At 54.9% G+C, this 26,636-nt stretch carries 15 protein-coding genes; 8 read left to right on the top strand and 7 right to left on the bottom strand.

Annotated elements, in window-relative coordinates; all coding sequences use genetic code 11:
- Positions 1-145: 145 nt before the first annotated feature.
- A complete protein-coding gene (locus tag SFX18_12850; protein MDX1964036.1) occupies positions 146-2,269 on the bottom strand; it encodes a DUF1549 and DUF1553 domain-containing protein in 2,124 nt (707 codons plus the stop codon).
- Between the two features lie 794 nt (positions 2,270-3,063).
- Here SFX18_12850 and cysC point away from each other — a divergent pair.
- Positions 3,064-3,720: an adenylyl-sulfate kinase gene (cysC, locus tag SFX18_12845; protein ID MDX1964035.1), complete on the top strand. Its 657-nt coding sequence runs from the start codon at positions 3,064-3,066 to the stop codon at positions 3,718-3,720.
- Between the two features lie 301 nt (positions 3,721-4,021).
- Here the strand turns inward: cysC and SFX18_12840 are convergent, their stop codons facing one another.
- Complete coding sequence (locus tag SFX18_12840) at positions 4,022-4,681, bottom strand: PEP-CTERM sorting domain-containing protein (GenBank protein MDX1964034.1); 660 nt, start codon at positions 4,679-4,681, stop codon at positions 4,022-4,024.
- A gap of 285 nt (positions 4,682-4,966) precedes the next feature.
- Between SFX18_12840 and gap the strand changes: the two genes are divergently transcribed.
- Entirely contained in the window at positions 4,967-6,016 is a 1,050-nt protein-coding gene (gene gap / locus SFX18_12835) for a type I glyceraldehyde-3-phosphate dehydrogenase (GenBank protein ID MDX1964033.1), read from the top strand.
- 197 nt (positions 6,017-6,213) lie between these two features.
- Here gap and SFX18_12830 read toward each other — a convergent pair whose 3' ends face one another.
- Both SFX18_12830 and SFX18_12825 read right to left on the bottom strand, forming a co-directional pair.
- Positions 6,214-7,272, bottom strand: coding sequence for a prenyltransferase/squalene oxidase repeat-containing protein (locus SFX18_12830; protein MDX1964032.1), 1,059 nt, complete (start codon positions 7,270-7,272; stop codon positions 6,214-6,216).
- Between the two features lie 306 nt (positions 7,273-7,578).
- Positions 7,579-8,871: a hypothetical protein gene (locus SFX18_12825; GenBank protein MDX1964031.1), complete on the bottom strand. Its 1,293-nt coding sequence runs from the start codon at positions 8,869-8,871 to the stop codon at positions 7,579-7,581.
- Between the two features lie 262 nt (positions 8,872-9,133).
- Between SFX18_12825 and SFX18_12820 the strand changes: the two genes are divergently transcribed.
- Entirely contained in the window at positions 9,134-9,688 is a 555-nt protein-coding gene (locus SFX18_12820; GenBank protein MDX1964030.1) for a hypothetical protein, read from the top strand.
- A 191-nt stretch (positions 9,689-9,879) separates the two neighbouring features.
- Here SFX18_12820 and SFX18_12815 read toward each other — a convergent pair whose 3' ends face one another.
- Positions 9,880-11,454: a PQQ-dependent sugar dehydrogenase gene (locus SFX18_12815; GenBank protein MDX1964029.1), complete on the bottom strand. Its 1,575-nt coding sequence runs from the start codon at positions 11,452-11,454 to the stop codon at positions 9,880-9,882.
- 608 nt (positions 11,455-12,062) lie between these two features.
- Between SFX18_12815 and SFX18_12810 the strand changes: the two genes are divergently transcribed.
- From SFX18_12810 to SFX18_12795, 4 genes are all read left to right on the top strand, one after another.
- Positions 12,063-12,596: a hypothetical protein gene (locus tag SFX18_12810; protein MDX1964028.1), complete on the top strand. Its 534-nt coding sequence runs from the start codon at positions 12,063-12,065 to the stop codon at positions 12,594-12,596.
- Between the two features lie 378 nt (positions 12,597-12,974).
- Positions 12,975-14,444 (top strand): MchE protein, encoded by a 1,470-nt coding sequence (locus tag SFX18_12805; GenBank protein ID MDX1964027.1) that lies wholly within the window; start codon positions 12,975-12,977, stop codon positions 14,442-14,444.
- A gap of 8 nt (positions 14,445-14,452) precedes the next feature.
- Positions 14,453-17,812, top strand: coding sequence for an efflux RND transporter permease subunit (locus SFX18_12800; protein MDX1964026.1), 3,360 nt, complete (start codon positions 14,453-14,455; stop codon positions 17,810-17,812).
- A gap of 132 nt (positions 17,813-17,944) precedes the next feature.
- Positions 17,945-18,418, top strand: a complete 474-nt coding sequence (locus SFX18_12795; protein MDX1964025.1) for a hypothetical protein — start codon at positions 17,945-17,947, stop codon at positions 18,416-18,418.
- Positions 18,419-18,608: 190 nt separating this feature from the next.
- On the opposite strand, the gene SFX18_12790 is transcribed toward SFX18_12795, so the two are convergent.
- Both SFX18_12790 and cphA read right to left on the bottom strand, forming a co-directional pair.
- Complete coding sequence (locus SFX18_12790; protein ID MDX1964024.1) at positions 18,609-19,991, bottom strand: PQQ-binding-like beta-propeller repeat protein; 1,383 nt, start codon at positions 19,989-19,991, stop codon at positions 18,609-18,611.
- Between the two features lie 663 nt (positions 19,992-20,654).
- Positions 20,655-23,528 carry a cyanophycin synthetase gene (gene cphA, locus SFX18_12785; GenBank protein MDX1964023.1) on the bottom strand — a complete coding sequence of 958 codons (2,874 nt, stop codon included), beginning with the start codon at positions 23,526-23,528 and terminating at the stop codon, positions 20,655-20,657.
- 729 nt (positions 23,529-24,257) lie between these two features.
- Here cphA and SFX18_12780 point away from each other — a divergent pair.
- Complete coding sequence (locus tag SFX18_12780; GenBank protein ID MDX1964022.1) at positions 24,258-26,498, top strand: ABC transporter ATP-binding protein; 2,241 nt, start codon at positions 24,258-24,260, stop codon at positions 26,496-26,498.
- Positions 26,499-26,636: the final 138 nt, after the last annotated feature.

The raw sequence follows: 26,636 nt of genomic DNA, 5'->3' as shown, positions 1-26,636 counted from the left end.
TAATCTCAGATTGATCTTAAATTTCAAATCTCATATTCTCTCTCCCGACTGCGGGCTGCGGTTCCTGGCTAACGCGGCGGCTGAGTCCCTTGCTGACGCGGCGGGCTGAGTTTCACTACCTTGCTGACGCTGCGGGCTGAGTGATTCACCGCCTGAACCAAAATTCGTGCGAGTTGATCAGTGCCCAGGCAAAATCTTCTAGCGTCCGCCGCGGGTCTTCTTGTCTGTGCCAATGAGCGAGAGCCTGCGTCAGTTCCGCCTGCGTGGGGGGACGAGAAAGCGCGGTCCACCACAGTTCGTTAATGATCTCTTCCGGGGATTTGCCGTTCTGGAGCCAAGTGGAAAGCCGGTTGTCCGGGTCGGCCAGCAGTTCCTGTAGAAGCGGCCCGCTGAGCAGTTGTAATGATTGGCCAATTGTTCCCGCGGAGGATCGTTCGCACTCGCAGTTCGTCAAGCGCGGCGGCTTGCCAAACGATTTGAGAAATTTTTCGACATCACCGCTTTCGGCCCGCTTGCGCCGCGTCCCCACTCCCGCCCGCTGGGCCGCGCGGGTGCCGTCTGGTTGGCCCGCCCAATCGATGCTTGATCCGGTAACCTGGCAGATCGCGTCCAAGAGCGCCTCCGCGGGCAACCGCCGGGGAATAGTGCGGGCGTAGTGCCCTTCATCCCCGGAGTTGGAGGCATTGGTCAGGTAAGAACGTTGGTAAGTTTGGGACCGCATGACTAATGTGATAAAGCGCCGTAAATCATAGCCGGAGTTGATCAACTCGTCCGCCAGCGCTTCCAGCAGTTCGGGGTGTGTCGCGGGATTGGCCGCGCGAAAGTCATCCACCGGCTCCACCAACCCCTGTCCCAGCAGATAAAACCAAATCCGGTTGGCCAGCGCGCGGGCGAACTGGCGATTGTCCCGCGCGGTTAGCCACTGGCCCAGTGTGGCCAGGCGGGATTCATTTTGCGGCAGTGCATCCGCCCCCCCCAAAAACCGCGGCTCGGCTGGCTGCTGCGTGAGGGGGTTGGTCACCTCGCCGGACTTGGTCTCTTTGACAATTTGCTCGCCAATGAATTCGTGCTTGTCGTTATCGTCGCGGCGGAGATTTTTTAATATGTCGTAGTCGATCCGGCTAAAGACCGCGGTCCAGCGGTAATAGTCTTCTTGTGTCCAGCGGTCGAACGGATGATTGTGGCATTTGGCGCATTGCAACCGAATGCCTAAAAAGACCTGCGCGGTGGCCTCGGCCCGGCTAATAGGGTCGCGGAGCGCGCGGTAATAGTTGGAAGCCGGCTGGTCGTACGTACTGCCGGTTGTGCTGACCAGTTCGCGGCAAAGCTGGTCCAGCGGCTTATTCGCGGCCAAGCTGCCGCGCAAATACTCGTATGTCGCCCGCACCCCTTTACTATCCAAGTACTTTTCTTCCACCCGCAAAATGTCCGCCCATTTCGTCGCCCAAGATTCGGCAAATTCGGGCCGCTGCAACAGCGAGTCGATTAGTTTTTCCCGTTTATCCGTCGCGGAGTCAGCCAGAAACGCCTGAACCTCGGCCGTGGTGGGGAGAATGCCTAATAAGTCCAGCGTGGCGCGGCGGATAAATTCATGATCGGCGCACGGGAGGCTGGGGTTGATCCGCAGGGCTTTGAGGCGCTGTTCGATATGGCGATCAACCAGGTTGGCCCCTTCCCCCGGTGGAGCCTGCCACACAAAGTCCGATCGGTTGGGAATTTGTGCCACTCGCACCGGTTGCTGCACATCCAAGTATCTGACCAAAATCGTCGCTTCGCCAGGCTCCACAAATTCGACCACACCTGTGGGCGTGATTTTTACCCGGGGATCGGATGTTTCGTAACAAGCCAGGCGGGTGACATCGGTCACGCGGCCATCGGACCATTCGACCTGGACATTCAGTGGTATGCTACTTTGAGGAGCGGTCAGGATAGAATCTTGGGGCGTCGCGTGCAATCCGCGGACCGTGGGTAAATCCCCCGAATCCGCCTGCGCCCCGGCGGCGATCCACTTGCGCAAAATATCATATTCCAGGCTATCGGGACGGAGCCGCATCCCTCCTTCGTGCGCGACGGCCATGCTCGGTTTTTGCAGGAGCAAGCTAGCGTCGGGGTCAAAGGCATTCACCCGTCGACCGGCAAATTCGCGGGCGATAGCGTGAAAGTCAAATGCGGCGTCCTGGCCCCGTAGGGATAGCTTGAACCCGCCTTTGCCGTTTTGATTGCCGTGGCAGGCACCCATGTTACAACCCGCCTTGGAAAGGACAGCCATGACGTCAGTATCAAAGCGGGGCGGGGCACTAGTTTCCGTTGTGGCGGAGAGTTCTTGACCGTATGCATTCGGGGAAAGTATTTCCCCCAGAATCAACAACAACGCCGTGATGCAAAATGGGAGCAGTCCGGAACTACGAAGAGCTGGAGCGTAGCGGAATTCGCCAGAATTCCGGAAAGGTGCCTTGGAACTTTGGCAAGTTCCGCTACAGGGAGGGGAATTTTGCTGAAAAGCTAGCATCACAAAATCCCGATCACAGGAGGGTAGGGAACCGGGCAAGTGGCACGGTTTTGACGGAGAGGGGATCGCGGGCGGGGCCATCCTCACGCCGTGGCGGGGGATGAACTGCTCATTATCGTATATGGGTAGAGTTCCCGCAACGAAATTTCGCAACTTTGTTCCTTGCTGACGCTACGGGCTGAATCAAGCTCCCTTGCTGACGCTTCGGGCTAAGTTTTTACATTGCTGACGCCGCGGGCTGTCGGCTTGCGAGGGAAGGCAGACTCTACTTGCTCCGCAGAAACCCTAATTATGACACACTCCTTGGCACAAAATCAAACATCGTTTTATCGGGGTAAAACGGGCATTTTCCCCCTATTCGGCCAATTCAGATTTTCTTATGATTGATCCGTTGACGGTGGCAAAATACTAGCATTTTCGTGGGATTTTCATCTGATTGGCAGAGGCTCGATGATTTCCTCTGCCGGACTTGCCGCTATTTTTAGTTGACGTTACTTGGGGCATTTTATTTATTGACTTGTCGCCTGAATGGCGCAGCACAGGAGTTACTGGGAATGGCTGACGAAAAAGTCCATCTGCATTGGCACGAACACAGTGTGACCCGCCCTGAACGCGAGGCTTTGAATAAGAACAAAGGGTGTGTGGTTTGGTTTACCGGCTTGAGCGCGTGCGGCAAAAGCACCATCGCCAATCTGGTCGATCACAAACTGCACCAACTGGGCAAACATAGCTTTGTGCTGGATGGAGACAACGTCCGCCTGGGCCTCAACGCTGCCCCCGCCGGACTAAAGGAACGCCATGGAGAGGAATTTGCCAAGCGGTTTGGGTTGGGTTTTTCCGCCCAGGATCGCGAGGAAAACATCCGCCGGATTGGCGCGGTGGGGGAGTTGTTTGCTAGCGCTGGTATTGTGGCCTTGACCGCTTTTATTAGCCCTTATCGTAAGGATCGGGACGCCATTCGAGCCAAGATGCAACCGGGCGACTTTATCGAGATTTTTGTCGACACACCGATTGAAATTTGCGAACAGCGCGACCCCAAGGGCCTGTATAAAAAAGCCCGCGCGGGCGAGATCAAGGGCTTTACGGGGATTGATGATCCCTACGAAGCCCCTGCCAAACCCGAACTGACCCTGGACGGCGGCAAAAAAACCGCCGAAGCCCTGGCCGACGAGGTCATCGCCTACCTGCAAGCCCAAGGGAAACTAGGCTAGGGGATGGATGTCGGGGGGTAAAAACGCGTTATTGCCCCCGTAAGGCTGCCACTTACCAAAGCAGCTGAAACTTTATAGTCACGGATTGGCACGGATTCAAACACAGATAAGACATCAATTATCCGTGTTTCATCAGTGAAAATCCGTGGCTAAATAACTCTGCACGAATTGCCACAAAAACGGTCGGCAGCGGGGGGGGAAATTCCTCATGCCCCCCCCGTCACTCAGTGCTTATCCACGGCCAACTATTTCACGACCACATCTTTTGCGGGATCTCTTTTCCGTGAAATTTTCGGCGGACTCAGTGCCTCTGCGGTTTAACCGATCGACTCTGCGGCTTAGCCGTACGATTCCATGCAAAGGCCAACATTCCCCCCAGGCCCAGCACGCCCAGGCACCAGGTGGATGGCTCGGGAACGGTTGAATAAACCAAGTGATCGAGCCGCATAAAGGGAGAATTGCCGTTGACTGGGGTATAGGCGACCGCGCGGGTGATGTCTCCCCCAGCGCGATAAGCGGTCAGCGTGCGGATTTCGTTATCTCCCAGCGGAGGCGTCTGGTAACTAAACAAGAGTGTTGGGCCGCTGTATACATCCAACTGACCAATGTAATCACTAAAGATGCTCGCTCCGATAAAGTCGATCTGCACATTGGTGGTGGGGGCGTTAAAATTCATTTCCAACCGGCGATTCTCATTCCAAAAGGGAACGTTCGCATGGCCAAAGACGTGCGGGCTGGTGGAGTTGTTCTCGTCCGGATTGGCGGTAACGGCAAAAGGGGTGGGAAAGGTCTCGTTCACAATGACCCGCAACGTTACATTGGGATCGATCGTGCGCAGGTCGGTCTGCGGGGCATAATTATCTGGATCCAGCGTAAATGTCCCTGCGCGGCCGGTTTGGACAAAGCAAGCCCAGCTGGCTCCCCACAAGGCCAATGAAAACGCAAAAAATGTCCGATTCATGAGCGACTCCTGTTGTAAAACGACAAAAAAACAGCAACGGATTTAGCCCCGGCAAAAAGCCCTTTTGATTTTGCTCGGATTAACTTGATTCCGCAAGTTACAGCGAGTTTTTTTCTTGGCGGCGGGCGGGGGCAATTCCGGCAGGGCCAATTGCCGTCCCGGCCTGGCCCCGATATAATCCACGCAGTTTATGGTGATAGTCATAACGCCCTGCCACCATTCGGGGGGAGGGCCAAGCATAGCCTCTACATTTTTTGCAACTGCTTCATAACAAAGGAGTTTGGTGTGCCAGTCAAAGTCGCTATCAATGGGTTTGGCCGCATCGGTCGGTTGGTCTACCGCGCCATGCAAGAACAGGGAATGATCGGCAAGGATATTGATGTAGTCGCCGTGGGTGATATTGTCCCCGCGGATAACCTGGGCTATCTGGTCAAATACGACACCACCCAAGGGCAATTCAAGGGAGAAATAACCTCCCGCAAATCATCCCCCGATAAGGCCGATGACGATGTCTTGACCGTCAACGGCGACGACATGCATGTCGTTAGCGCCAAATCCCCCGCCGAATTGCCCTGGAAGGCCATGGGCGTGGACATCGTCATCGAATCGACGGGCTTATTTACCGAGGCGGAAAAAGCCAAAGGGCACATCACCGCCGGAGCCAAGAAAGTCATTATCTCCGCCCCGGCCAAGAACGAGGACATCACGGTGGTGATGGGGGTCAATCATGACAAATACGACCCCAAGTCACACAATATCATCAGCAACGCCAGTTGCACCACGAATTGCCTGGCGCCCCTGGTGCATGTGCTACTTAAAGAAGGTTTTGGCATTGACGAAGGGCTGATGACTACGGTCCACAGCTACACCGCCACGCAAAAAACCGTGGACGGCCCCAGCAAAAAGGATTGGAAGGGGGGACGTGCCGCCGCCCAGAATATCATTCCTAGCACCACAGGCGCCGCCAAAGCCGTGGCCCTGGTTTGTCCAGAGGTCAAAGGCAAGCTCACGGGGATGGCGTTTCGCGTGCCGACCCCCACGGTATCGGTGGTGGACTTGACGGTAAAGACGGTCAAAGAGACCAGCTACGCCGAGATTTCCGCCGCGATGAAGAAAGCGAGTGAAACCTATCTCAATGGGATTTTGTACCACACCACCGACGAAGTCGTGAGCAGCGATTTTATTCACTGCGCGGCTAGCTCGATCTTTGACGCGGGTTCGGGGATCGAACTGAACAAGAAGTTCTTTAAACTGGTTAGTTGGTACGACAACGAATGGGGCTATAGCCTGCGCGTGTGCGACCTGCTCAAGCATGTGATCGCCAAGGGATTTTAGTCTGTGCCGCGGCTGCCAGTCATCTAGTTAAAAATACAAAGCGGCGGGGAAGTTCGCTTCCCCGCCGTTTGTTTTGCTGGCAATGTGACCTAGCAATGAAGTGCCGATGCATTGTAAATGACAGGTACCAAAAAATATTGAATACAGAATAAATTTTGGCACCCTATTCTTCATTCGTAATTCTTAATTGACTCTCCCTACCGCTGATATAGCGGCAAGTACGCCTTTTCCAGTTGCAAGATCGTCAGGTTGATCGAAGTCGTATAGATCGGGCCAATATACCCCTGGTCCCAGTAATGCACCTTGCCGTCGGACTTGGCCTCGTTCATCAGCCGCACGTACATCTTATCGCGGTATTCCTGCCATAGCTTACCCCCTTCGCGATAAACAACCTGCGCGTAGTAATAATGGGCGTAATGCCAGTGCCCGTCGTTATCGCTCCCCACGCTTTGATAATGCTTTTTCACATACTCTAGCATCTTGGGGACCAGCTTGTCGTCATAATCACCGGCATTGTACAGGCACGCAATCGCCGCCGCCGAGATCGGGGGCCGCCCCCCGCCGCCGGTCTTGGCGCTGTACTGTACCCCCCCGTCCGACAAGGTACACTTTTGAATGTATTTGATCGCCTTGTCGATCGCTTCCTTGGGCACGGGAATTCCCGCGTTCCGGCAGCCGCGCAACCCCTGCACCTGGGTGATGGTGGTGGAGCCTTCGTCAAAGTCCCCCCCCTCTTTGGCGCTCACATACCCCCAGCCGCCAGAAGAGGTCTGCGCCTGAATGCAAAACTTGACGGAAGCCTTTAGCACTTCGGTCAATTCCTGGCGGCGTTGAATGTCTTCTTCCTCCCCGAGGACTTGGGAGAGAAACATCATCGCGTAGCCATGCCCATAGGTGTAGCGGTCGTCGGATTTGGGATCGCCGATCAGCCCATTGGAGCGGGACTTGGCACAAAGGTAATCCACGCATTTGCGCAAGGCGCCGGAGTATTTCCCCTGGGTGGTGGTGGAGCCGTGGCAAATAAGGGCCATTCCGGCGAGCGCGGTCATGGCCGTGGGGTAAGAACTTTGGGCACCGGTCCAGCCCCCGGAGTTACTTTGGGTTTTGGCGATCCAGTCACACCCGCCATTCACGATTCGTTCGTATTGCTTTTCGTCGTAGGCCGAAGCAGTCGGCAATCCCCCCACCAAGCCGCTGGCGGAAACCGCGGCCAACGCGCCTAACGTATTTTGCAACAATTGACGTCGATGCAACATAAAACGAAACCCTCGAAGGGGGCTAAAAGTGGGAGCTGGCAAATACCGCCGCAGGTTCATTCATTGTTACCTGTGCAAGACGGGCCTGACAACCTGAGTCGCCCAAATTAGGCAAAAAGTTCAGCTAAATTGGAGGAGTTGAGCGAATTTTAAGAGTTTACGGTACATCCGCAATGGTTTTGCATTCGGAATTTGACGTGAATTGGTCGTGGGGAATTTGCAGCGAAAAATGGTGAAATTTCTGTCCATTGCTTGTCCCGCCTCCCACCTGTCTTCTCCCGCCTGTTGTATCCGTCATCAGCCACCCTAGTCCCGTAGGGCGGGCAAGCTTGGTTCTGACGCTAGGCCGACGGTGTTGTGGCTGATCAGGCGGATTTCACCCGTGGGATCCGCCAGGGTGTATTCCATGACGGGACAGGGCTGCAGGGGTGTGTCGTGATAGGTCAATCCTTGAAAGAGGGTGGTTGACTCTTGCTTTTCAGGCAGACGGGCGATTTCCTTTCCATTTTGCAAGATACTAAATCCCCGCAAGCCGCTATCCAGGTCGGCGTCCGCCCGCCAGGAAAGTAATTTCCCGGCCAGCTTGACATTGGCCGGAGGCGGTGGCGGAGTGGTGTCGCTGACCGACCCGCTTTGCACATATTCGCACCACTTTTGGGCGATGGCGGAATTTGGGAGCCATATCGAATGCGCCATATCCCCGGTGTACTTGTCGGGGGGAACCGCAATGCAACTACCGAAAGGGGCTAACCAGCCAGTATGCTCGGCGATCGTTTTCAGCGGCTCGGTTGGTTTATCTGGCAACCGGGCGGCCAGGATCGCGTCGAACCAGGGAATGGCCAGGTACCGGGACTGGCCGCACTCGTGGTTGCAATTTGGCTCCGCGGCAAAGCCGATCAGCGCCCCTTGTTTTCGCCATTCGACAAACATAAACGCATTTGCATTGTAAGCATTATGAAATCGTTCGTCGTTGCGTTCCTTTTCACCCGGATTGCACATCACGGGCACGCGGTAGGCGGCCTCCGGCACGGCCGGGGCTTGCTGCTTGTCCTCCCGTGGCGGGCCAAAAGCGCTCCCGCTGCGCAGCCAGACGGCCACGCACCGCTCTGGCTGCCGCGCTAGCATATTGCTGGCCCACCATGCTCCGCCACTATGCCCCCACAGACACCAGGGGGCCGTGGCCAGTTCCGGATGTTTGGTATTGGCGGCAAAGTCGCTTAGTGCCTGTAAAAATCGCGCCTGCGAGCCGCGGGCCGGGTCGGACCAGGCGGCGCAGTTGGCGTCCCCCGCGCGATAGGACGTACCCAGGAGCGCGCAGTCCCACTTGGCGGCAAGTGCCCGCCAGTGTTGATCGCGGGCGGCTTCGAGACAGCCCCGTTCCGCCCCGTCGCCGCAGCCATGCTGATGAACGATGATCCCGCGAATCGTTTTGGCGTTTGGCGGCAGCCAGAGGTAATAGTTGGCCTCGCAGGTCAGTTCCCCCGGTTTGTCGGACCCGGGATACGTGCGGGTCAACACGTCATCGGCGCCCCACAGGCAGAGACTCCCGCCCAACAAGCCGACGCAAGCCAGGAAAAGCCGCACGGGTAAATTGTTCATCAGGCACACGCGAAAGTCAAAGGATAGCCCAGCGGGAAATGACCGGGAGAATACCTCCCCAGAAAAACTCATTGTGCCGCGGCCTTGCGGGAGAGACAAGGGAGCCTTGGCTGAACTACGATTTGCGACGAAAGAGCCGTTAAAAATGCGTTGTTACGGTTAAAACGAAAACCGAGGGTTGGAATTGTCGAAATATTTGAAGAAATTCCGCGAATACACGGGAAAGCCATTTGCTTTTGATCGGAACAACACTTGTAAAAACATGAACACTCAAACTGACATCCCGTATCCGGAAAACCTGACGATTGAAATTGATCGCGACCGTTTGAGAAAGTATCTGCGTGTAAAATATTTATTCTATTTCACTCCGCTGTTGATCTTTGGCGCTTTGATAGGCTTTACCAGCAGTATCAAAACGCTTGAACGAACCGGCGAGTTCAACTTCGACACCCTACTCTTTGTGCTGAGGTGCATCGGCACAGGGGTGGGTATATCACTGTTAATCGCCTTAAGTGGGTACTTTGGATGTGTGTATTTTTATTGCGCGCGCTACGCCTACACTCTGTCCCTCACGGTGGAAGGAGCATTCTTGCGCATTCGCCAACACTCGGAAATTTTCACCGACCGCAAATTGCATTTTCGCTCGATTGTGGATTACACCGTCTCTCAAAGCTACTTTATGCGACTGTTTCAGATCGAGTCGCTGCAAATGTCAACCACCGGTCGAAATGACAATTTGTCAATTCCGGGCGTAAAAGACTGCCTGCAAGTGCGGGACATGCTGGCCGAAATTGACAGCCAGCGGGAAAACAGATAGCCCATAGTAAGCTGTGCGCTAGTAAATTCTGCCCCCTTGGTGCGTAGCGCGATAAAAAGAATGTGTGATGGTTGGGCGAGCAAACCATGGATAGTGAGAAGCATTTGGAAATTGCCCGCACACTCAAGCCCTAATAGATGTGGGAGCTACCATAATTTCCAATTGCAGAAGTCCAGTCCGGCGGACAGGACCTACTTTTTTAACCAGGATTTTCGGGCAACAGTTCCTGCACACAACGCGAAAGCAACCAGCGCCAGCGCCGAAGGTTCCGGCACCGTGTTGGTCGCCAGATAGATCGTGCCATTCCGCTTGCTGGACAAATACAATTCCCCCGCGTCCCCTTCGCCAAACCGCAAATCAGTGCGAGAGTTTCCAATCAACGACGTGAATGTGTCGTGCAGCAGCGCCGGGGTCAGGGGATTGTTGTCATGGTCAAATTCCAACCGCAATTGGCTAATCGGCGCTTGGGTCAGTTCCGAGGGATGGTCCCGCGTGGGATCCAGCGGGTCCAGCTTGGTCACGGCGTCCAGCATGTCGTCAAACTTGGCGGTGTAAATTTTGCCCGTTTGGCCAAAATCGCCAAAGATGTACTGCCCCTGCAGATTGGGATCGCTGCCGTTGGCAATCACGTGCGAGCCAGCGACCGCCACGCCCACAAATCCCTGGCCGGTGATGGCGTCGTGGTCAAACTGCGCCGCGGGATAAATATAGCCCAGGCTGGCCTCATTAGCGGGGAGCGGGGCGACGCCATTGATGTACCCCCCGCCCGGCAGATGGACAAACGTCCCTTCGCGATTGGACCAGCCATAATTCCCCCCAGCTTCGATCAGGTTGACCTCTTCCATATTATCGCGGCCGATATCGACTACGATCAGTTTGGATTGATTGGTGGCATCCTTGGCAAAGGCCAAATTATGCGGATTGCGAAAGCCGAGGGCGTAAATTTCGTCCAGGGTACTTGGATCATTATTAAAAGGATTCCCCGGCGTGGTGTAGCGCTGGTTGCCGGCCTGTAGCGGGTCAATCCGCAGGACCTTCCCCAGGGCGTCGTTGCGGTTTTGGCCCCCTCCCGCCGTGGCCGACTGGACGCTGGCATCGCCATGGGTGATATACAACTTGCCGTAATCCTCATCCCCCGGCACGGCATGCTTGTTAAACTTCATCTGCTTGACCGGGTGGTCATAGACCGGCATGTTCACGCGAAACAACTCGCGGTAGCTATTGGTGACAACCTGGCCTGTTTGGTGGTTGTAGGTCCATTCCACCACTGCGCTATCGGCGGCGACATTGCTGACGCTATTGCCCAGATAGTTATGTCCGGCGGTGTTGGCGGGACGGTTTTCCATGGCGGAGGTATAAAACTTGCCGTTGGTTGCAAATTCTGGGTGAAAAGAGACATTCCGCAAGCCTCCATGCGCAAAATTTTGGTAATTCAGGTCCCGGCCCGTGGCCGCCTGCACCGCGGCCCGCATGTTGAACCACTCGACCAGTTGCGTCTGACCCTGGGCGTTTTCTTCCACGGCAAAGATCTTGCCTTCTTGGGTGGTAACATACAACCGGTCATCGTCCGGCCGCGTCGTCATGGAGATGATGTTCCGCTGCCCATTGGGCATGGTCACATAGGGGCGCAATTTCAAATTATAAGCGGCAAAAGGGATGTTATCGTTCAGCAGGTCCTGGCCGTAAGCGGGAAATTGACCAATGCAAGCAATTGCAAAAGAAATGACCGATGCCGCCAGTCCGCGTCCCCAATGATTCGATGACATAAATCCCCAGAATTGTCAAAAAAAGGCCCGATGAGGCAAATATGGGGCTATGCCGACTAATCCAGAATGAACTGTTGAACAGAGTCATTTCTATCAAAGCCAAGGCCCATTCTTGCCTTGCGTTTCCACTAGCTACTCCCACATCACAAGTGAAATTCACTTCAGCTAGCGTAAACAAAAAGTACAAAAATGTCCTCAATTGGGCGCACGAATTGTGAGAAATGCTTGGCTTTTTTATTAGTAACGTATGTTTGGCGGGCCTAGACGGTAGCCAATACTGGCTTGTGGATTATGCTATTTTACTGTTTTAAAGATTCTTAAAATGCATTTGGATTTAATGATTTATCTTTTTTGCGAGTAGCCCTCTGTTTTGATGGATGGCTGTTTCATGCCAACCCCCGTGAGGGGAAAAGTCAATATTAATAATTCAAAAAGACGAGAAACGCGGGTTGTCAGTAAAATGACGTAGATTAAACACTAAAAAACAGTGATACTAGAATGTGAGTTCAAACATTTGCTGGCATGGCGGAAGAAATGCTTTTTTAATCAGCGGAACTTGGAAAATCCGCAAGCAGGAAAAAAGTAAAGCCCAATTTATGATCATTAGATTGTTAGCTATTCTCGCCTGGATCGGGTTCCTCTGTGGTCAATTGGTCCAGTCCGCCCACATCCACGGGGGCCTGCCTGACTCGACCGCGCATCAGGCACCGCATATTCATCTTTCTTGGCTGATGGGAGATTGGCACGCCCACGAACGGGAGCATGGGCATCAGCATGATTTTGGCAGGCGGGGAACCCGGCAACACAATTCCAGTTCGCAATCAACGTTTGCCGTTGATGACGAATCCACAGATAGCATGCTGGCTGATGAGCGATCGGCTGCTCTCGCCGAATTGGATCATTTTTTGTGCCATGATGATGACGCGATTTATTTTCCAATCAATTCGCTCTGCCGTCCGACGGCCAAAGTAAAGGGGATTGATGATGTTTTATCCCGTGCCATTAGCATGGACGTTGCCTGCCGGGGTGGTTTTCCCAGCATTGCCCCTGGCCAACCATTGATTTTCGATATCGTCTCTACGAATAAACTTTGCGCGCCTCACTGCGCGCGCTTCTTAGAATTGCGGTCTCTCCGCATTTAGTCCCGGCTATGCCATAGCCTGGTGGAGTTGGCGTTTTGCACATATGTCCCGGGGTAAAATACTGGCCTCTGTGCTGTCAAAGCAACCGGCTTAAGTGGGACTGATCAGCCGCGGGACGCAAATCCATGCTTACGGCCGCTCCCGCCGTTGGCTAGCGATTTATTTTGTAATTCCGCAGAAAAAACGTCGCTAAAACAGAAGACCCATGATTTCTTAGGCTCGATGGCGGTCGCAGGGAAATTGGGTTCGCGCGGCGCTGGCAAGCGATTTTTGCAATACTCGAACGCTCGTATCGCGTTTTACTCTTGAAAGCATTTCGGACGGACAGCACAGGTTGTTTCAATTCAGGTTACTTTTCCGCTTCACCGCGAAAGATCGATGAATCCATCTTATTACTATTGGCGAATGTTGCTGATTGCCAGCCTGCTGTCGGGGATTGGAATCGCCGGGTATTTTTATCAGGCAGAGTGGTTGCCGCCAACGGCCAAAGAAAGCGTTGGCCCGGCCAGTGATTCGATGGCGAAAGCTTCCCCGGCGATTGCTAAATTTATCGTCGGGGACCAAGCGCAAAAAAATCTCCAGATAACCACTAACCGTCTGGTGGCAGGGTCTTATTGGAAAACGATTTCCATTCCCGGCATGATCGTGGATCGACCTGGAGTAAGCGACCGCGAAATTGTCGCGCCGGGAGCCGGCATTGTCAGTCGCATCGCGCATTTTCCCGGCGATACCGTCCGCCAGGGTGATGTGTTAATGACACTCCGGTTGGCTAGCGAATCTTTGCAGGAAACACAGTCGGAACTATTTAAGGTTAGCCAGGAAATTGAATTAGCCGTTGCCCGACAAAAGCGGTTGGCCGCGGGCGGAATGGGTATTTCGCAGGCTAAATTGATTGAGGTGGAGAACGAAATTGCCAGGTTGAAGACAGCGGCCACGGCTTACCGGCTCGAGCTTTTGAATCGCGGGTTTACGCCCGATCAAATTGTCGGCATTACCCAAGGTAAATTACTGAACGAGATTTCCATCTTAGTCCCCGAACCAGCCACCCTTTCACCGACGGAAACCGCGAAAGACGCTCCCCCTTTAAGCCAAAATTCAGCCCCAGAACCAGATCAAAACAGGCCCAACGATACGAACTGGGCGTACGAGGTGCAGGAACTACGGGTGGAGCTAGGCCAGCAAGTTGCGGCTGGGCAGGCGTTATGCCACCTATCAAATCATCGGTTATTGGCCATTGAGGGGCGGGCATTTCGCGATGAAACAGCCATCCTGGAAAGAAATGTCGAGCGGGGCTGGCCGGTGGAGATCGATTTTCAAGAAGATCCAGAGGCCGAATGGCCCCGGTTGGACCAAACGCCTCGAATCAGTTATTTGGCAAATACGATTGACGCCGACTCCCGGACGTTTTCATTTTTGATTCCCCTCGAGAATCAATCCAAGACGATTCTCCAGGGGGAGATGCCCCGCCTGCTCTGGAGATTTCGCCCAGGTCAAAAAGTACTGGTAAAGCTTCAGGTGGAGAAATTGCAAAACGTGTTTGTGCTACCCGCCGAAGCGGTCGTCTTTGATGGACCAGAAGCTTATGTCTTTACCCAAAACGCCAACACGTTTGAGCGAAAAAGCGTGCATGTATTGCATCGTGATCAACAGCAAGTGGTGATTGACAACAACGGCGCTTTGGCAACATACGTCAAGGGAGAACAAGTGATTACTCTCGCGGCGATTGTGCAGGTGGCCGCGGCGCAGCTCAATCGACAGGCAAAAGGAGGGTCCTCCGAGATCCCCAAGGGCTATCACATCCATGCCGACGGCAGCCTGCATAAAAATGAAGACGAAGGAAAACAGTAGGTGACATTATGTTAAATGCGGTGATTCGCCAGGCGCTGCGCTATCGTGGATTGGTTTTGGCCGCGTGCCTGCTCGTGCTGGTTTATGGCGGTTACTTAACGACCGTGATGCCAATCGACGTGTTTCCCGATCTGGATCGCCCGCGCGTGGTTATTTTGACCGAGTGTCCCGGACTGTCGCCAGAGGAAGTCGAAACACTGGTAACCGCGCCGCTAGAGACCGCGCTCTTGGGGGCAGCAGGGGTTGAGGCGGTTCGCAGCCAGTCCAGCCAGGGAATGAACGTGGTCTATATCGAATTCGACTGGCGGACGGAAATTCGCCACGCCCGCCAAGTGGTCATGGAACGCCTGGCGGTGGTCTCACTGCCGCCGGGAATTCGACCCCAAATGACCCCCCCGGCCTCGATCATGGGCCAAATCCTGCATGTCGGGTTGCATCGCCGACCGGGTCCCAGGGGAGGCGAACTGGCACCGCTTTTGCCAGCCGGGCTAATGGCCGAGCGTACCGTAAAAGAGGGAAAACCCGAACTGCGGGTTTGGCAAACCATACCGCGAAACGCTCCGGAAAACTGGGAAAAACAAGCAATTTCCGATGCGATTTGGTCCGAGAACGCCCAGGGATCCACCGCGACATTTCAGATTAATGAAACGGCGCACACGGTCACTTTTCCCTCGCCACTCAAAGGGCGCATGGAATTGCGGTCATTTGCCGATTGGGTCCTGCGTCCCCGCTTGCTCAAGCTGCCGGGAATCGCGGAAGTGATCATCATGGGGGGTGACGTCAAGCAATATCAGGTTTTAGTCGATCCGGGAAAGTTGCGGGAATACAATGTCTCCTTGACGGAGATCGAGACCGCCCTCAAGGCTAATAACCTTAATACAAGCGGTGGATTTTTGGAAGAAGGCCAGACGGAACGCCCCGTGCGAATTATTGGGCGGCTGGGTCCGCAGCCACCCCAGGTCATCGCCGATCTGTTGGAAATTCCGATCAAGGTCAACTCCGGTCGAACGCTATTGCTGCGAAACGTCGCCGAGGTGCAGGAGGGGCCCGCCCCCAAACGGGGCGACGCCGGCATTGACGGATATGCCGGCGTGGTGGTCACCATCGTCAAACAGCCCCACGCCGACACCCGTCGCCTGACGGACCAGGTTAAAAATGCCCTGCGGGAACTGGAATCCACGCTGCCCGCCGATATCGTCGTTAATTTGGATTTATTCCAATTAAAGACTTTTATCGATCGAGGAATTTACTATGTCGAGGAAGCGATGCTGATCGGGGCCGCGCTGGTGGTCATCGTGCTATTCTTGTTTTTGCTGAATTTGCGCACGACATTTATCACTTTAACGGCGATTCCCTTGTCCCTACTCATCACGGCCATCGTCTTTAGCGCGATCGGCATCTTGATGGGGACGGAATTATCCATCAACGTGATGACCCTGGGGGGAATCGCGGTCGCCATGGGCGAACTAGTGGACGACGCCATCGTGGATGTGGAAAACATCTATCGCCGGCTTTCTGAAAATGACGCGGCGGAAAATCCGCGGCCCGGCATCGTGGTGGTGTATGAGGCCAGTCGGGAAATTCGCTCCGCCATTGTGTTTGGCACGGCGGTCGTCATCTTGGCATTTTTACCGCTATTCGCCTTATCAGGAGTCGAGGGACGGTTATTCACGCCGCTCGGTATCGCTTATATCGTCTCTATTTTAGCCTCCCTCCTGGTTTCGCTGACCGTCACCCCCGTATTGTCTTATTACCTGCTGGCCGGCTCTGCCGCCACCCATCACCGCGGGGATGGTTTGTTATTGAGCTGGCTCAAAGCGGGAGCTAGCCCTTTGATTTGTTTCAGCTTGCGGCACCCCGGCAAGCTGCTGGCGCTAACGTGGGCGCTGGTGGGGATCAGCGCGTGGCAATTATCCCGCCTGGGAGGGGATTTTTTGCCAAAATTCGATGAGGGAAGCGTTCAGATCAATGTCGCGCTTCCGGGCGGGTCATCCTTGACCGCCTCTAATGAAGTTTCCGCGATTATTGATCGCAAACTGCTAACGCTGCAAAAATCTCCTAACCGGCCAGAGGCTCCCATCCTGCATTTTGTGCGCCGCACGGGTCGCGCGGAACTGGATGAACACGCGGAACCAGTTAACATAAGTGAATATATTCTTACGATGAATCCGGCCGCCGCGATTAATCGCGATGAATTTTTACGACACATCAGGACGGAGTTGCGCGCCGAGGTACCCGGCGTGGAAATTGACGCCGAGCAACCCCTCTCGCACTTGATCAGCCACATGCTCTCGGGGGTCAATGCCCAGGTCGCCGTCAAAATCTATGGCGACGATTTGGATAAATTGCGGCAGCTCGCCACGGACGTGCGGACGGTGCTCACCGCGGTGCGGGGCGTGACGCCGCCGATTGTGGATCCCCAAGAGCGAGTTGACGAACTGCACGTGGTCCTCAGGCCAAGTGAATTGGCGTTGCATGGGGTAAGCCGGGAGTATGTCGCTAATTTTGTGCAGACCGCGTTAAAGGGAGAGGCGGTTTCTAAGATATTAGAAGGACAACGACGGTTTGATTTGGTCTTAAAGCTGCGCGAGCAGTTTCGCTCGGATCCGAATTTTCTTCAGGATTTGAGAATCGAATTGCCCAACGGACGCGGCCAAGTGCGGCTCAAGGACCTGGCGGATTTTCCCGCGGCGGCCAGCGGACCCAATCTGGTCAATCGCGAAAACGCCCGCCGCAAGCAAGTCATTCGCTGTAATGTGACGGGGCGTGACTTGGCCGGAGCTGTCGCCGAAATTGAACGTGTCGTGCGGCAACAAGTACCATTGCCGGAAGGGTACTTCCTCGAATTCGGGGGCCAATTTGAAGCGCAGCGATCGGCGACATTGATGATTACCGGACTGGCGGTAGTGTCGCTCGCGGGTATCTTCATGGTGCTGATGCTGCTTTATCCATCATTCCGAATTACATTGCAAATTCTTAACGCCATTCCCACGGCGTTCATCGGGGGAGTCTGGGCACTGGTCCTTAGCGGGCAGACCTTGTCCGTCGCGAGTTTGGTGGGATTTGTTTCACTAGGGGGGATCGCCGTGCGTAATGGCATTTTGTTAGTCACCCATTATTTTCATTTGATGCGGGAAGAAGCAGCGGAATTTTCGGAAGCGACAGTGCTGCGGGGCAGTTTGGAGCGTCTGGCTCCGGTCTTGATGACCGCCCTTACCGCGGGGATCGGCCTGGTGCCAATCGTCCTGGGGGGGCAAAAAACCCGGCCTGGAAATTCTTTATCCCGTGGCGACGGTCATCCTGGGCGGATTGATTACCTCCACCTTTTGCGAATTTTTGCTGCACCCGGGGCTTTTTTGGAAATATAGCGGCCAAGACGCCGAGCGCTTGGTCCGCGACAGCAACTCCCCCGAAGCCTTACTCTCGGATCGGTAGTTGTGCATGCTGTTATTTCGGTTGAAGTTCTTTTTCCAATGTTTTTTTCACATGGGTTGATAGCCATGATTTATTTAAAAACGGCGCTTGCCAATATGCTGCTGCTGATAGTGCTATTCGGTTGTTGCGCAAATTCCAATGATCCACCAAACCCCGCCCCTGCTCCTTCCACCTCGGAGGAACATCACCACGGTTCCGGACCGACGGGGGGAGTCGTGTTTGAATTGGGGAGCCACCACGCGGAATTGAGTGTGGATCACGAAAAAAAAGAATGCACCCTGCTGATCCTGGGAAGCGATGAAAAATCCCCGTTGACAATTGCCGCCAAGGAATTGACTTTATGCACTAAAGAGACCAAAACAGCAGATAGCGCTGTTGTCGCGCCCATGACCATCACCCTGTACCCGGTCGATGAGTGCGAGGGCAAAGCGGCCAAATTTGTCGGGACGGACCCGGGAATTGGTTATAAGGCGGAATTTGCGGGGACTGTCATCGGTGAAATCGACGGCAAGCCGGTTTTGGGTGAGTTTCAGGAGTAATCCGCCCGCAAATTCGCAAATCCCCCAGCGCGAAATTGTGGATTCTCGCGCCGGGGAGTTATGGGATGCGACAAACCGGCTAAAGAACAAAACTTGCCTGCCAGTGTGCCCTTGGCGGTCAACGTGGTATAGCAATTTTTTGCTTGCTATCCGCGAAATCATCACTTGGGAAACGTCGGCAACAGTCGAACTATAGTCCATCCGTGCCAAACGCATACAAGTGTCCCGCCGTGCGGACGTACAGCTTATTGTCCACAATGGCCGGGGTTGCGCTGACTCGCTCCCCCAGTTCCACGCTGTGCAATTTGCTAAATTTCTCCCCCAGTTCCACGACCGTCGCCACGCCGTCGACATTGAACAGGTAAATACGATTGCCCGCCGCCACGGGGGAAGCGTAGTAACTGCCATTGGCCCCGACGCGTTCGGGCTTGATTTTGATTTCGCCTGTTTTTGCGTCAACCGCATGGGCAATTCCCCCGTCCTTGAGGATAAACATCAACCCATTCACATAAATTGGAGAGGGGACGTATGGCAGATTCTTTGTCTGGCGCCACACAACATGCGACTGGGTGATGTCGCCGGTTCCACCCGGTTTGATCGCCAGGGCGACGTTTTTTCCCTGTTTCATAAAGTCAATCATTTGCGTGTATTCCGGTTCCTCGATCAGTCCATCGCGGTCGTAATCGTTATTGTCAAAAAATTTGGCGAACATGCTAGCGCCCGCTTCTGCACGGGAGAGCGCGCCATCGCTATCCTTATCCGCTCCTTTGAGAATATCCGCAAAGGCGGGCATGGCTCCGGTGGGATCGTCCGGGCTGCCGGGGGACCATCCGGCAAAGAGCAGCAATCCATCCGCCACCACCGGACTGGTGCAGACATTGCTGGGGAGCTCGCGAACGGTCCAGCGCTCCGAACCATCGCGCAGGTCATATGCCACCAAACGGCCAATCCCCGCCGTCACCACTTCCTTGACGCCGTTATTTTCCCAGATCACCGGTGTGCTGTACGCCGTGATCAGTCCCTCGCGCGATTTATCCCAAACCGGTTTGCCGGTTTTGACATCCAGCGCGTAAATCGTGGGGGTTTGTAGCACATCCCGCACTAAAATCACTTTGCCATCGGCAATAATCGGCGAAACCCCGCTGCCAAAACGCCCTAGCACCTCGGCGGGGGGAAGAGGAAACTTCCACAACAGCTTGCCGGTCGTATCGTAACAAAATAGCCCATTGGAGCCAAAATACGACACGATATGCTCCCCGTCGGTCGCGGGGGTGGAAGCGGCGGGACTCCCCTCGAACGGGTTGTAATCCTCGAGCTTTTCAGCCGGAGACGCTTTGCGCCATAATTCTTTTCCGGTGGCGCGATCCAGGGCGATCGTCCAAAGTTGGCCCTGATCAAAGGCGGTGACGTAAATCCTCTCGCCATAAATACATGGCGAAGAAGCGCCAGTAGAGAGCGGCACCTTGTAAAGAACATTTTGTGCAGGCCCAAACTTAACCGGTGGTTGCGCCTCCAGGGCGACGCCACTGTTGTTCGGTCCGCGAAACTGGGACCACTGGGGGGTGGCGGCCATGCTTGGGGTGGTAAAGTTAATCTCCCCGCAGGTAACCATCATCCCCGCACCAACCAAACAAGCGCGTATCAAGTGCATTTTACCGTGCAAGGTTGCAAGAAAGAGTTTAAGCCGGAGAAGAGTTGTAGACATCAAAAATCCATGAATTGCGGGACAAGAACGGAACCGCCACAAAAAAATCATAAGTGATGATCAATGTTACGCAAGGCAGGTACCTCCGGATATTTCTAAAATACGAAAAATAGGTGTGAATTGTGTTAGCCGCAGGGAGTTGGGGAGCCTGATACCGTATGGAAATACCTTTCTGTATCAATAATTTGTGATAGCTGATATCGCTTTTGTTATGACAACGCTTTCTAAGCGGATAAACCCTAGGTGACTAGCCTTTGGATGAAAAGTAACATACTTTCGGCTAGCAGACAGCGACTGAGGTACGCAGCTGGAATCTAAAATTTATCTGCGCAATAGTTTTTACTTTTCTAGATGAATACCGCTTTGCATTTCTGCTCACGGAGTGAGCAGGCAACATTGTACTCCTCACACTCTGTGTGATGAATTTGGGCTGCCAGAAATTTGCTGGCAAGTGTTAATGCTGCTAGATGAATACCGCTTTGCATTTCTGCTCACGGAGTGAGCAGACAACATTGTTAATTCGCATTGTTATTAATCCACCACCGGGGATAGTTCGGGATTATTCCCCGCGCGGCTGTGGGGCAGCGTATTCACAGAGCCGTATAATTCCGAATCTACCTGCGTTGCGGCCCCGATCCCGGCTAATCGCTCGCCCCCGGTTTCGCGGATATTTCCGTATGTATTTACCAGGGCCAGTTTCCCGGAATTTTGTCCCACGGAGTTTACTTCCATGGAATCCACCTCACCCGGCTCTGCACCCACTGGTTGGATGTCCCGCCAAACTACCTCGCGGGCATGTTGGGGAGCGAGCAATTTCTCGCGCATAAAGGCCACGGTCTCATCAATGGTGTCCGCCTGGATGAGCAACAAATCTCCCGGCTGGGCCATGGCCAGGGCCGCCTCCACCGCGGTTACCGCTCCCCTGATTTCGCGGATGTCTCTTACCCGAGAGCCAAGGGCTAACCCACGTTGAAACAAACGCGTGATTTCACCCGCTTCCCGTCCGCGTACATAATGGTCCTCATATAAAATGACCGTGTCAAAGGCATGCCCCAGCAGTTCCGCCTGGCGAATCATGTCCTCGTCACGTCGGTCGCCGGCGGCGGTGTACACCGTGATCCGACGGGAAGCGGGAAATTGGTCCAGGGTTTCCAGCATGCTTTTTAATGAGGAAACATTGTGTCCATAGTCCACAATCACCGTGGCGCCGTTGTAGTCCAACAGATTAAAGCGTCCCGGGCTGCTGGTCATATCAGCTCCAAAAGTTTCCAGTCCGCGGCGAATTACATTCAGGTTCCAACCGCAGGCCCAAGCCGCGGCGGCGGCGGCCAATGTGTTTTCCACTTGAAAGCCGACCACCCCCCCATGCGTCAGCGGCACGCGGGCCAAATCCAACAATTTTTGTTCACGCGGCCCATCGCAAAGATAAATGGACCGCTGGCGCGTTACCACGGCGCGGCCCTTTTTTTGCAAATGGGCCTCCACGACCGGATGCTGCGCCTCGCGCGCAAAAAAGATCACTTCGCCGGGACAATACTCGGCCATTTCCACCGTCAAGGGATCGGCGGCATTCAGGACCGCGTGGCCCGTCTGGGGAGTGACCGCCTCGACGATCGTTCGTTTGACCCGGGCCAGTTTTTCCAGGCTGTCAATATCATGCAGGCCCAGGTGGTCCCCTTCGCCAATGTTGGTGACCACGGCGACATCACAACGGTCAAAGCCCAGTCCCGCGCGGAGAATGCCGCCGCGGGCGGTCTCGAGCACGGCAATGTCCACCTGAGGATTCAGTAAAATATTCTGAGCGCTAGTCGGTCCGCTGCAATCGCCGGTGTCGATCCGCCTGCCCCGCACATAAATGCCGTCGGTGCAGGTCATGCCCACGCATCCGCCGGTGGCGGCGGCCAGATGGGCGATAAACCGCGTGGTGGTGGTCTTGCCATTGACGCCGGTAATGGCGATGACCGGGATGCGGCCGGTGTCGCCCGGGGTAAACATGGTATCGACAATGGCGGCCCCCACATCGCGCGGCGTGCCGCTGGAAGGTTCCAGATGCATCCGCAAACCTGGCGCGGCGTTGACCTCGACCACGACCCCGGCTTGTTCCTCGAGCGGGCGGCCGATGTCTTCCGCCACAACATCCACGCCGGCGATATCCAGGCCAATCACGCGGGCCGCCTCCAGCGCGCGATCGATGATTTGGGGATGAACCAGATCGGTGACATCCGCGGCGGTCCCGCCGGTGCTCAGGTTGGCATTTCGACGGATGAGTACCCGCGCGCCGGCCGCGGGAATCGATTGCGGCGTGTACCCCTGGTCGGTTACCACCGCCAGCGAAATGGCGTCCAGCGGAATTTTGCTCAGGCTGGTGGCGTGGTCTTCCCCCCGGCGGGGATCTTGATTGGCGATTTGAATCAGTTCTTTAATGGTGTGCCGACCATCGCCAATCACCATCGCTGGTTCGCGTTTTGCCGCGGCGACCAGCTTGCCTCCAATAATCAACAGGCGGTAGTCCTCTCCCGGTGCGTGCTTCTCGACAATGATCGAGCGTCCCTCTTGCCGCGCGGCTTCATACGCGGCCAGGACTTGCTCGCGAGTTTTTAGGTTGGTCGCCACGCCCCGCCCCTGGTTGCCATGTTGCGGCTTGCACACCACCGGATACCCAATATTCTCCGCCGCGGAGACGGCGTCTTCCCCCGACTCCACCGGACGACCCGCGGGGACCGGCACCCCCACCGCCGCCAGCAAACTACGCGTCAGGTCTTTATCTTGGGCGATATATTCCGCGATAGCGCTGGTTTGGTCGGTCTCCGCGGCCAGGATGCGCCGTTGTTTGGACCCATAGCCCAACTGGACCAGGCTTCCGGTGTTTAGGCGGCGGCTGGGTATACCGCGGCGCTGCGCGGCCTGTACGATGGAATTAGTACTGGGGCCTAGACGGGCATTTTGATAGAGTTTGGCTAGTTCCGAAATTTCCGCCGTCAAATCGACCGTGGTATCATGCACCGCCGCCAGGCAGACGCGAATTGCCGCTGAAATAGACGCCTTTCCTAAGGATTCTTCCGTATATTCCAGGGCGACTTTGTAAATGCCATCGGTCGCGGTCTCGCGCGTGCGGCCAAAGCCCACCTCGCAACCCGCCAGTGATTGCAGCTCTAAGGCGACATGCTCCATGATGTGCGCCAGGTAGGTACCCCGCCGCAGTCGTTCAAAAAATCCCCCCCGATGCCCAATGCTGCACCGGTGCTCAATCATGGTTGGCAGCCAAGAGGTCAGCCGCTCATTAAAGCCGGGCAACTCTTCCGAAGAGCGATCTTTCAAATTTTCCAGATCGATCCACGCCTCTAATACTGGAAAGTTGGCCCAGTAATTTGGTCCTCGCAGCGTCAGGATTTTCAAAATCTTCATACAATTGGGCGGTGTCAAACACAGAAGAAGGGCTGGTCGTGAAGGGGTGCGTAACGATCAATTGCAACCAAACAGGGGGAACACGGCGAATACTTTATCAGTTTTCACCGGGCATGTTCTATTCATACGTACACATTATTTCGATCCGACGGTGAATCCTACGTAAAAGTTTTAAAAATCATGTGCCATGGAAGGATCAAACAGACAAGTGCAGTGAATGTAACGGTCATAACGATTGCCAAGTGACGGACATTCGCCAGTATCGACAACTCTTAGCCTGTGGCGTGATGTGACCTCTGTGAAAACAAATGTCGGGCAAGCTTAGCGGTAAATGCGGGAAAACATAGCAAAAATTGTGTAGCAATTGGGGAAAAAATCGTCACAAAGTTTTGCCATTTACCCCAAAACCCCCATTTTTTAGGTTGTAATTATCCTAACCGGCTTTATTGGCGGGTCAATTCGCGACTCGCAGTCCCCACCCAATTGCAAACCAGAGGCCCTAAACCATTCATGGCGTCGGGAAAAACCAGCAAAAATCAGGCCATTTTGCAGATTTTCACTCCTCCGGCTTGTTATACTTTGAGGCACCCGCCGTAGTTCATTATTTAGTCAAAATGACTACACTAGGGCTAGTCGATTGTCGTCTAATTGATTGCATAGAAAATTTCTTGCTTTGGATTACACTTTGTAGCTTAGCATCTTTGATCTTTGGCAGAGGAAGTGACTTTTTTGACCGCGGCAATTCAATACGAATTTTCTGACCTGCCGATGGAGTGGCAAAAGGCCGCGCGGGAGACTTTGGACCCGACTGAACCGATCCTGGCCTGGCTGGAAGTTGATCTTACCTCGGCTCTTCTCTTTGCCCCAAGTCTGCTGGTCCTGACGCCTCGACGGATCGTCTGCTTGTCGCAGGCGGAAAATAATCAAGAGTTTGCGCTACCGCCCGAACTGCAAATATTGCTTACCGAGCAAAAAAGCGTTTGCCGGCTCGAATTGCTTAGTCCCGCCGGACGACAAGTCGCCTGGTATTTTACCGTAGGCAAGCAGACCGCCGCGATTCGGTTTGTGGAGCGGGTACGCGAGGTCATCAATGGGTCCGCCCCCCGTACCGCCCAGCCGACCATCTGCCCCAGTTGCGGGGCGATGATTAACAGTGCCAACGGTGTCTGTACGGCCTGCGCGCCTGCGGCCCCTCCCTCGGCCTATTCGTCCCTCTGGCGGCTGCTCAAATTTGCCCGACCGCGCCGCGGTATGATTATTTTGGGGCTGACGCTGACACTGGCCAGCACGGCGATTGGACTATTAGCCCCTCTTATCACGCGGGTGCTGGTTGATCAGGTGCTGATCCCCCAACAAGTTCCCAGCCCCCCGCCGCCAAATTATGCCTTGTTGTGGTGGTGCCTGGGGGGGTTGGCGGCGGTCGGAGTTGTCGCCTGGGGGCTGGACTGGGCACGGACCTGGACCCTGGTCTGGGTGAGTGAGCGCGTGGCGGCGGACATGCGATCGCGAACGTTTGCCCACTTGCAGACGTTGTCGGTGGAGTTTTTTGGGGGCAAGCGGACGGGCGACCTGATGGCGCGGATTGGCAGTGATTCCGACCGGATTTGCAATTTTTTATCGTTGAATCTGGTTGATTTTATTGTCGATGTTTTGGCCATCATCATGACCGCGGGGATATTGCTGTGGCTCAATTGGCAGTTGGCCCTGGTCACATTGCTGCCGTTTCCGTTGATTATTTGGTTAACCCATAGCGTGCGGGCCAAGTTGCGGCGGGGTTTTCGGCAATCGGGAGTCAGCTGGGGAGAAATGACCAGCGTGTTGGCGGATACGATTCCCGGCATCCGCGTGGTCAAGGCGTTTGCCCAGGAACAGCGCGAGGTGGAACGCTTTGACGCGGCCAATCAGCAAGTGCTGGACACCAACGACCGGGTCAATGTGGTCTGGTCGTTCTTTGGCCCTTTGGTTCGACTGCTCACGCAGTTTGGGCTGTTTATCGTCTGGGGGGTGGGGGCGTGGCTCATTTTTCGCCATGAATTGACGTATGGCGACCTGCAGGCGTTCATTACCTATATTTTGGGTTTTTACGGCCGGAGCGAATCGATCATCATGATGGTCAACGCCGTACAGCGCGCGGGTGCCTCGGCGCAGCGAATCTTTGAAATATTGGACCGCGTCCCCAGCGTGGCGGAACCGCTACGCCCCGTTCATCCGGGCCGCCTCCAGGGGCATGTGGAGCTGCGCGAGGTGCGGTTTAAGTATGGCACGCGGGAAGTGCTACACGGGATTAATCTGACTATCGAACCCGGGGAAATGATCGGTCTGGTCGGTCCTAGCGGCGCGGGTAAAAGCACGCTGGTTAATCTGATTTGCCGCTTTTATGACGTGTCCGAGGGGGCAATCCTGATCGATGGCCATGATGTGCGTTCCTTTCCCGTGGCCGAATACCGGCATAATATTGGCATCGTGCTGCAGGATCCCTTTTTGTTTTATGGCACGATTGCCGAAAATATCGCGTACGGCAAACCCAATGCCACCCGTGCGGAAATCATCACCGCCGCGCGCTTGGCCAACGCCCATGAATTTATCCTGCGGCTGAGTGATGGTTATGACTCGCTGGTGGGGGAACGGGGGCAATCGCTATCGGGCGGGGAACGGCAGCGCATTTCCATCGCCCGGGCGCTATTGATCGATCCGCGGCTACTGATATTGGACGAGGCCACCAGCGCCGTCGATACCGAGACTGAACGCCAGATCCAGCAAGCGCTCGAGACCCTGACCCAGGGGCGTACCACCATCGCCATCGCCCATCGGCTAAGCACGCTGCGCCGCGCGAATCGACTGGTCGTGGTCGAAAAGGGGAACATCGTCGAGATCGGCACGCACGAGCAACTGCTGACGCGGCGGGGGGCGTATTATAATTTGGTCATGGCCCAGCAACAAATGCAGCAGACGCTGGGCTTGCAAAGTTAAAAATGCACGATTCGAGACACAGAAAAAAAGCACAAAATCGGGTCGTACCAAAGGAATCGAAGGAAACTGAATGGCGGTATAAACGACATCGTTTCTTTAGTTCTACAAGAAATTTTAAAATGTATTGAACAGGAGGCA

The sequence above is a fragment of the Pirellulales bacterium genome (genome assembly GCA_033762255.1).
Taxonomy (GTDB): domain Bacteria; phylum Planctomycetota; class Planctomycetia; order Pirellulales; family JALHPA01; genus JANRLT01.
Note: the sequence above shows the minus strand (reverse complement) of the source record. Positions and strands in the feature narration are given on the sequence as shown.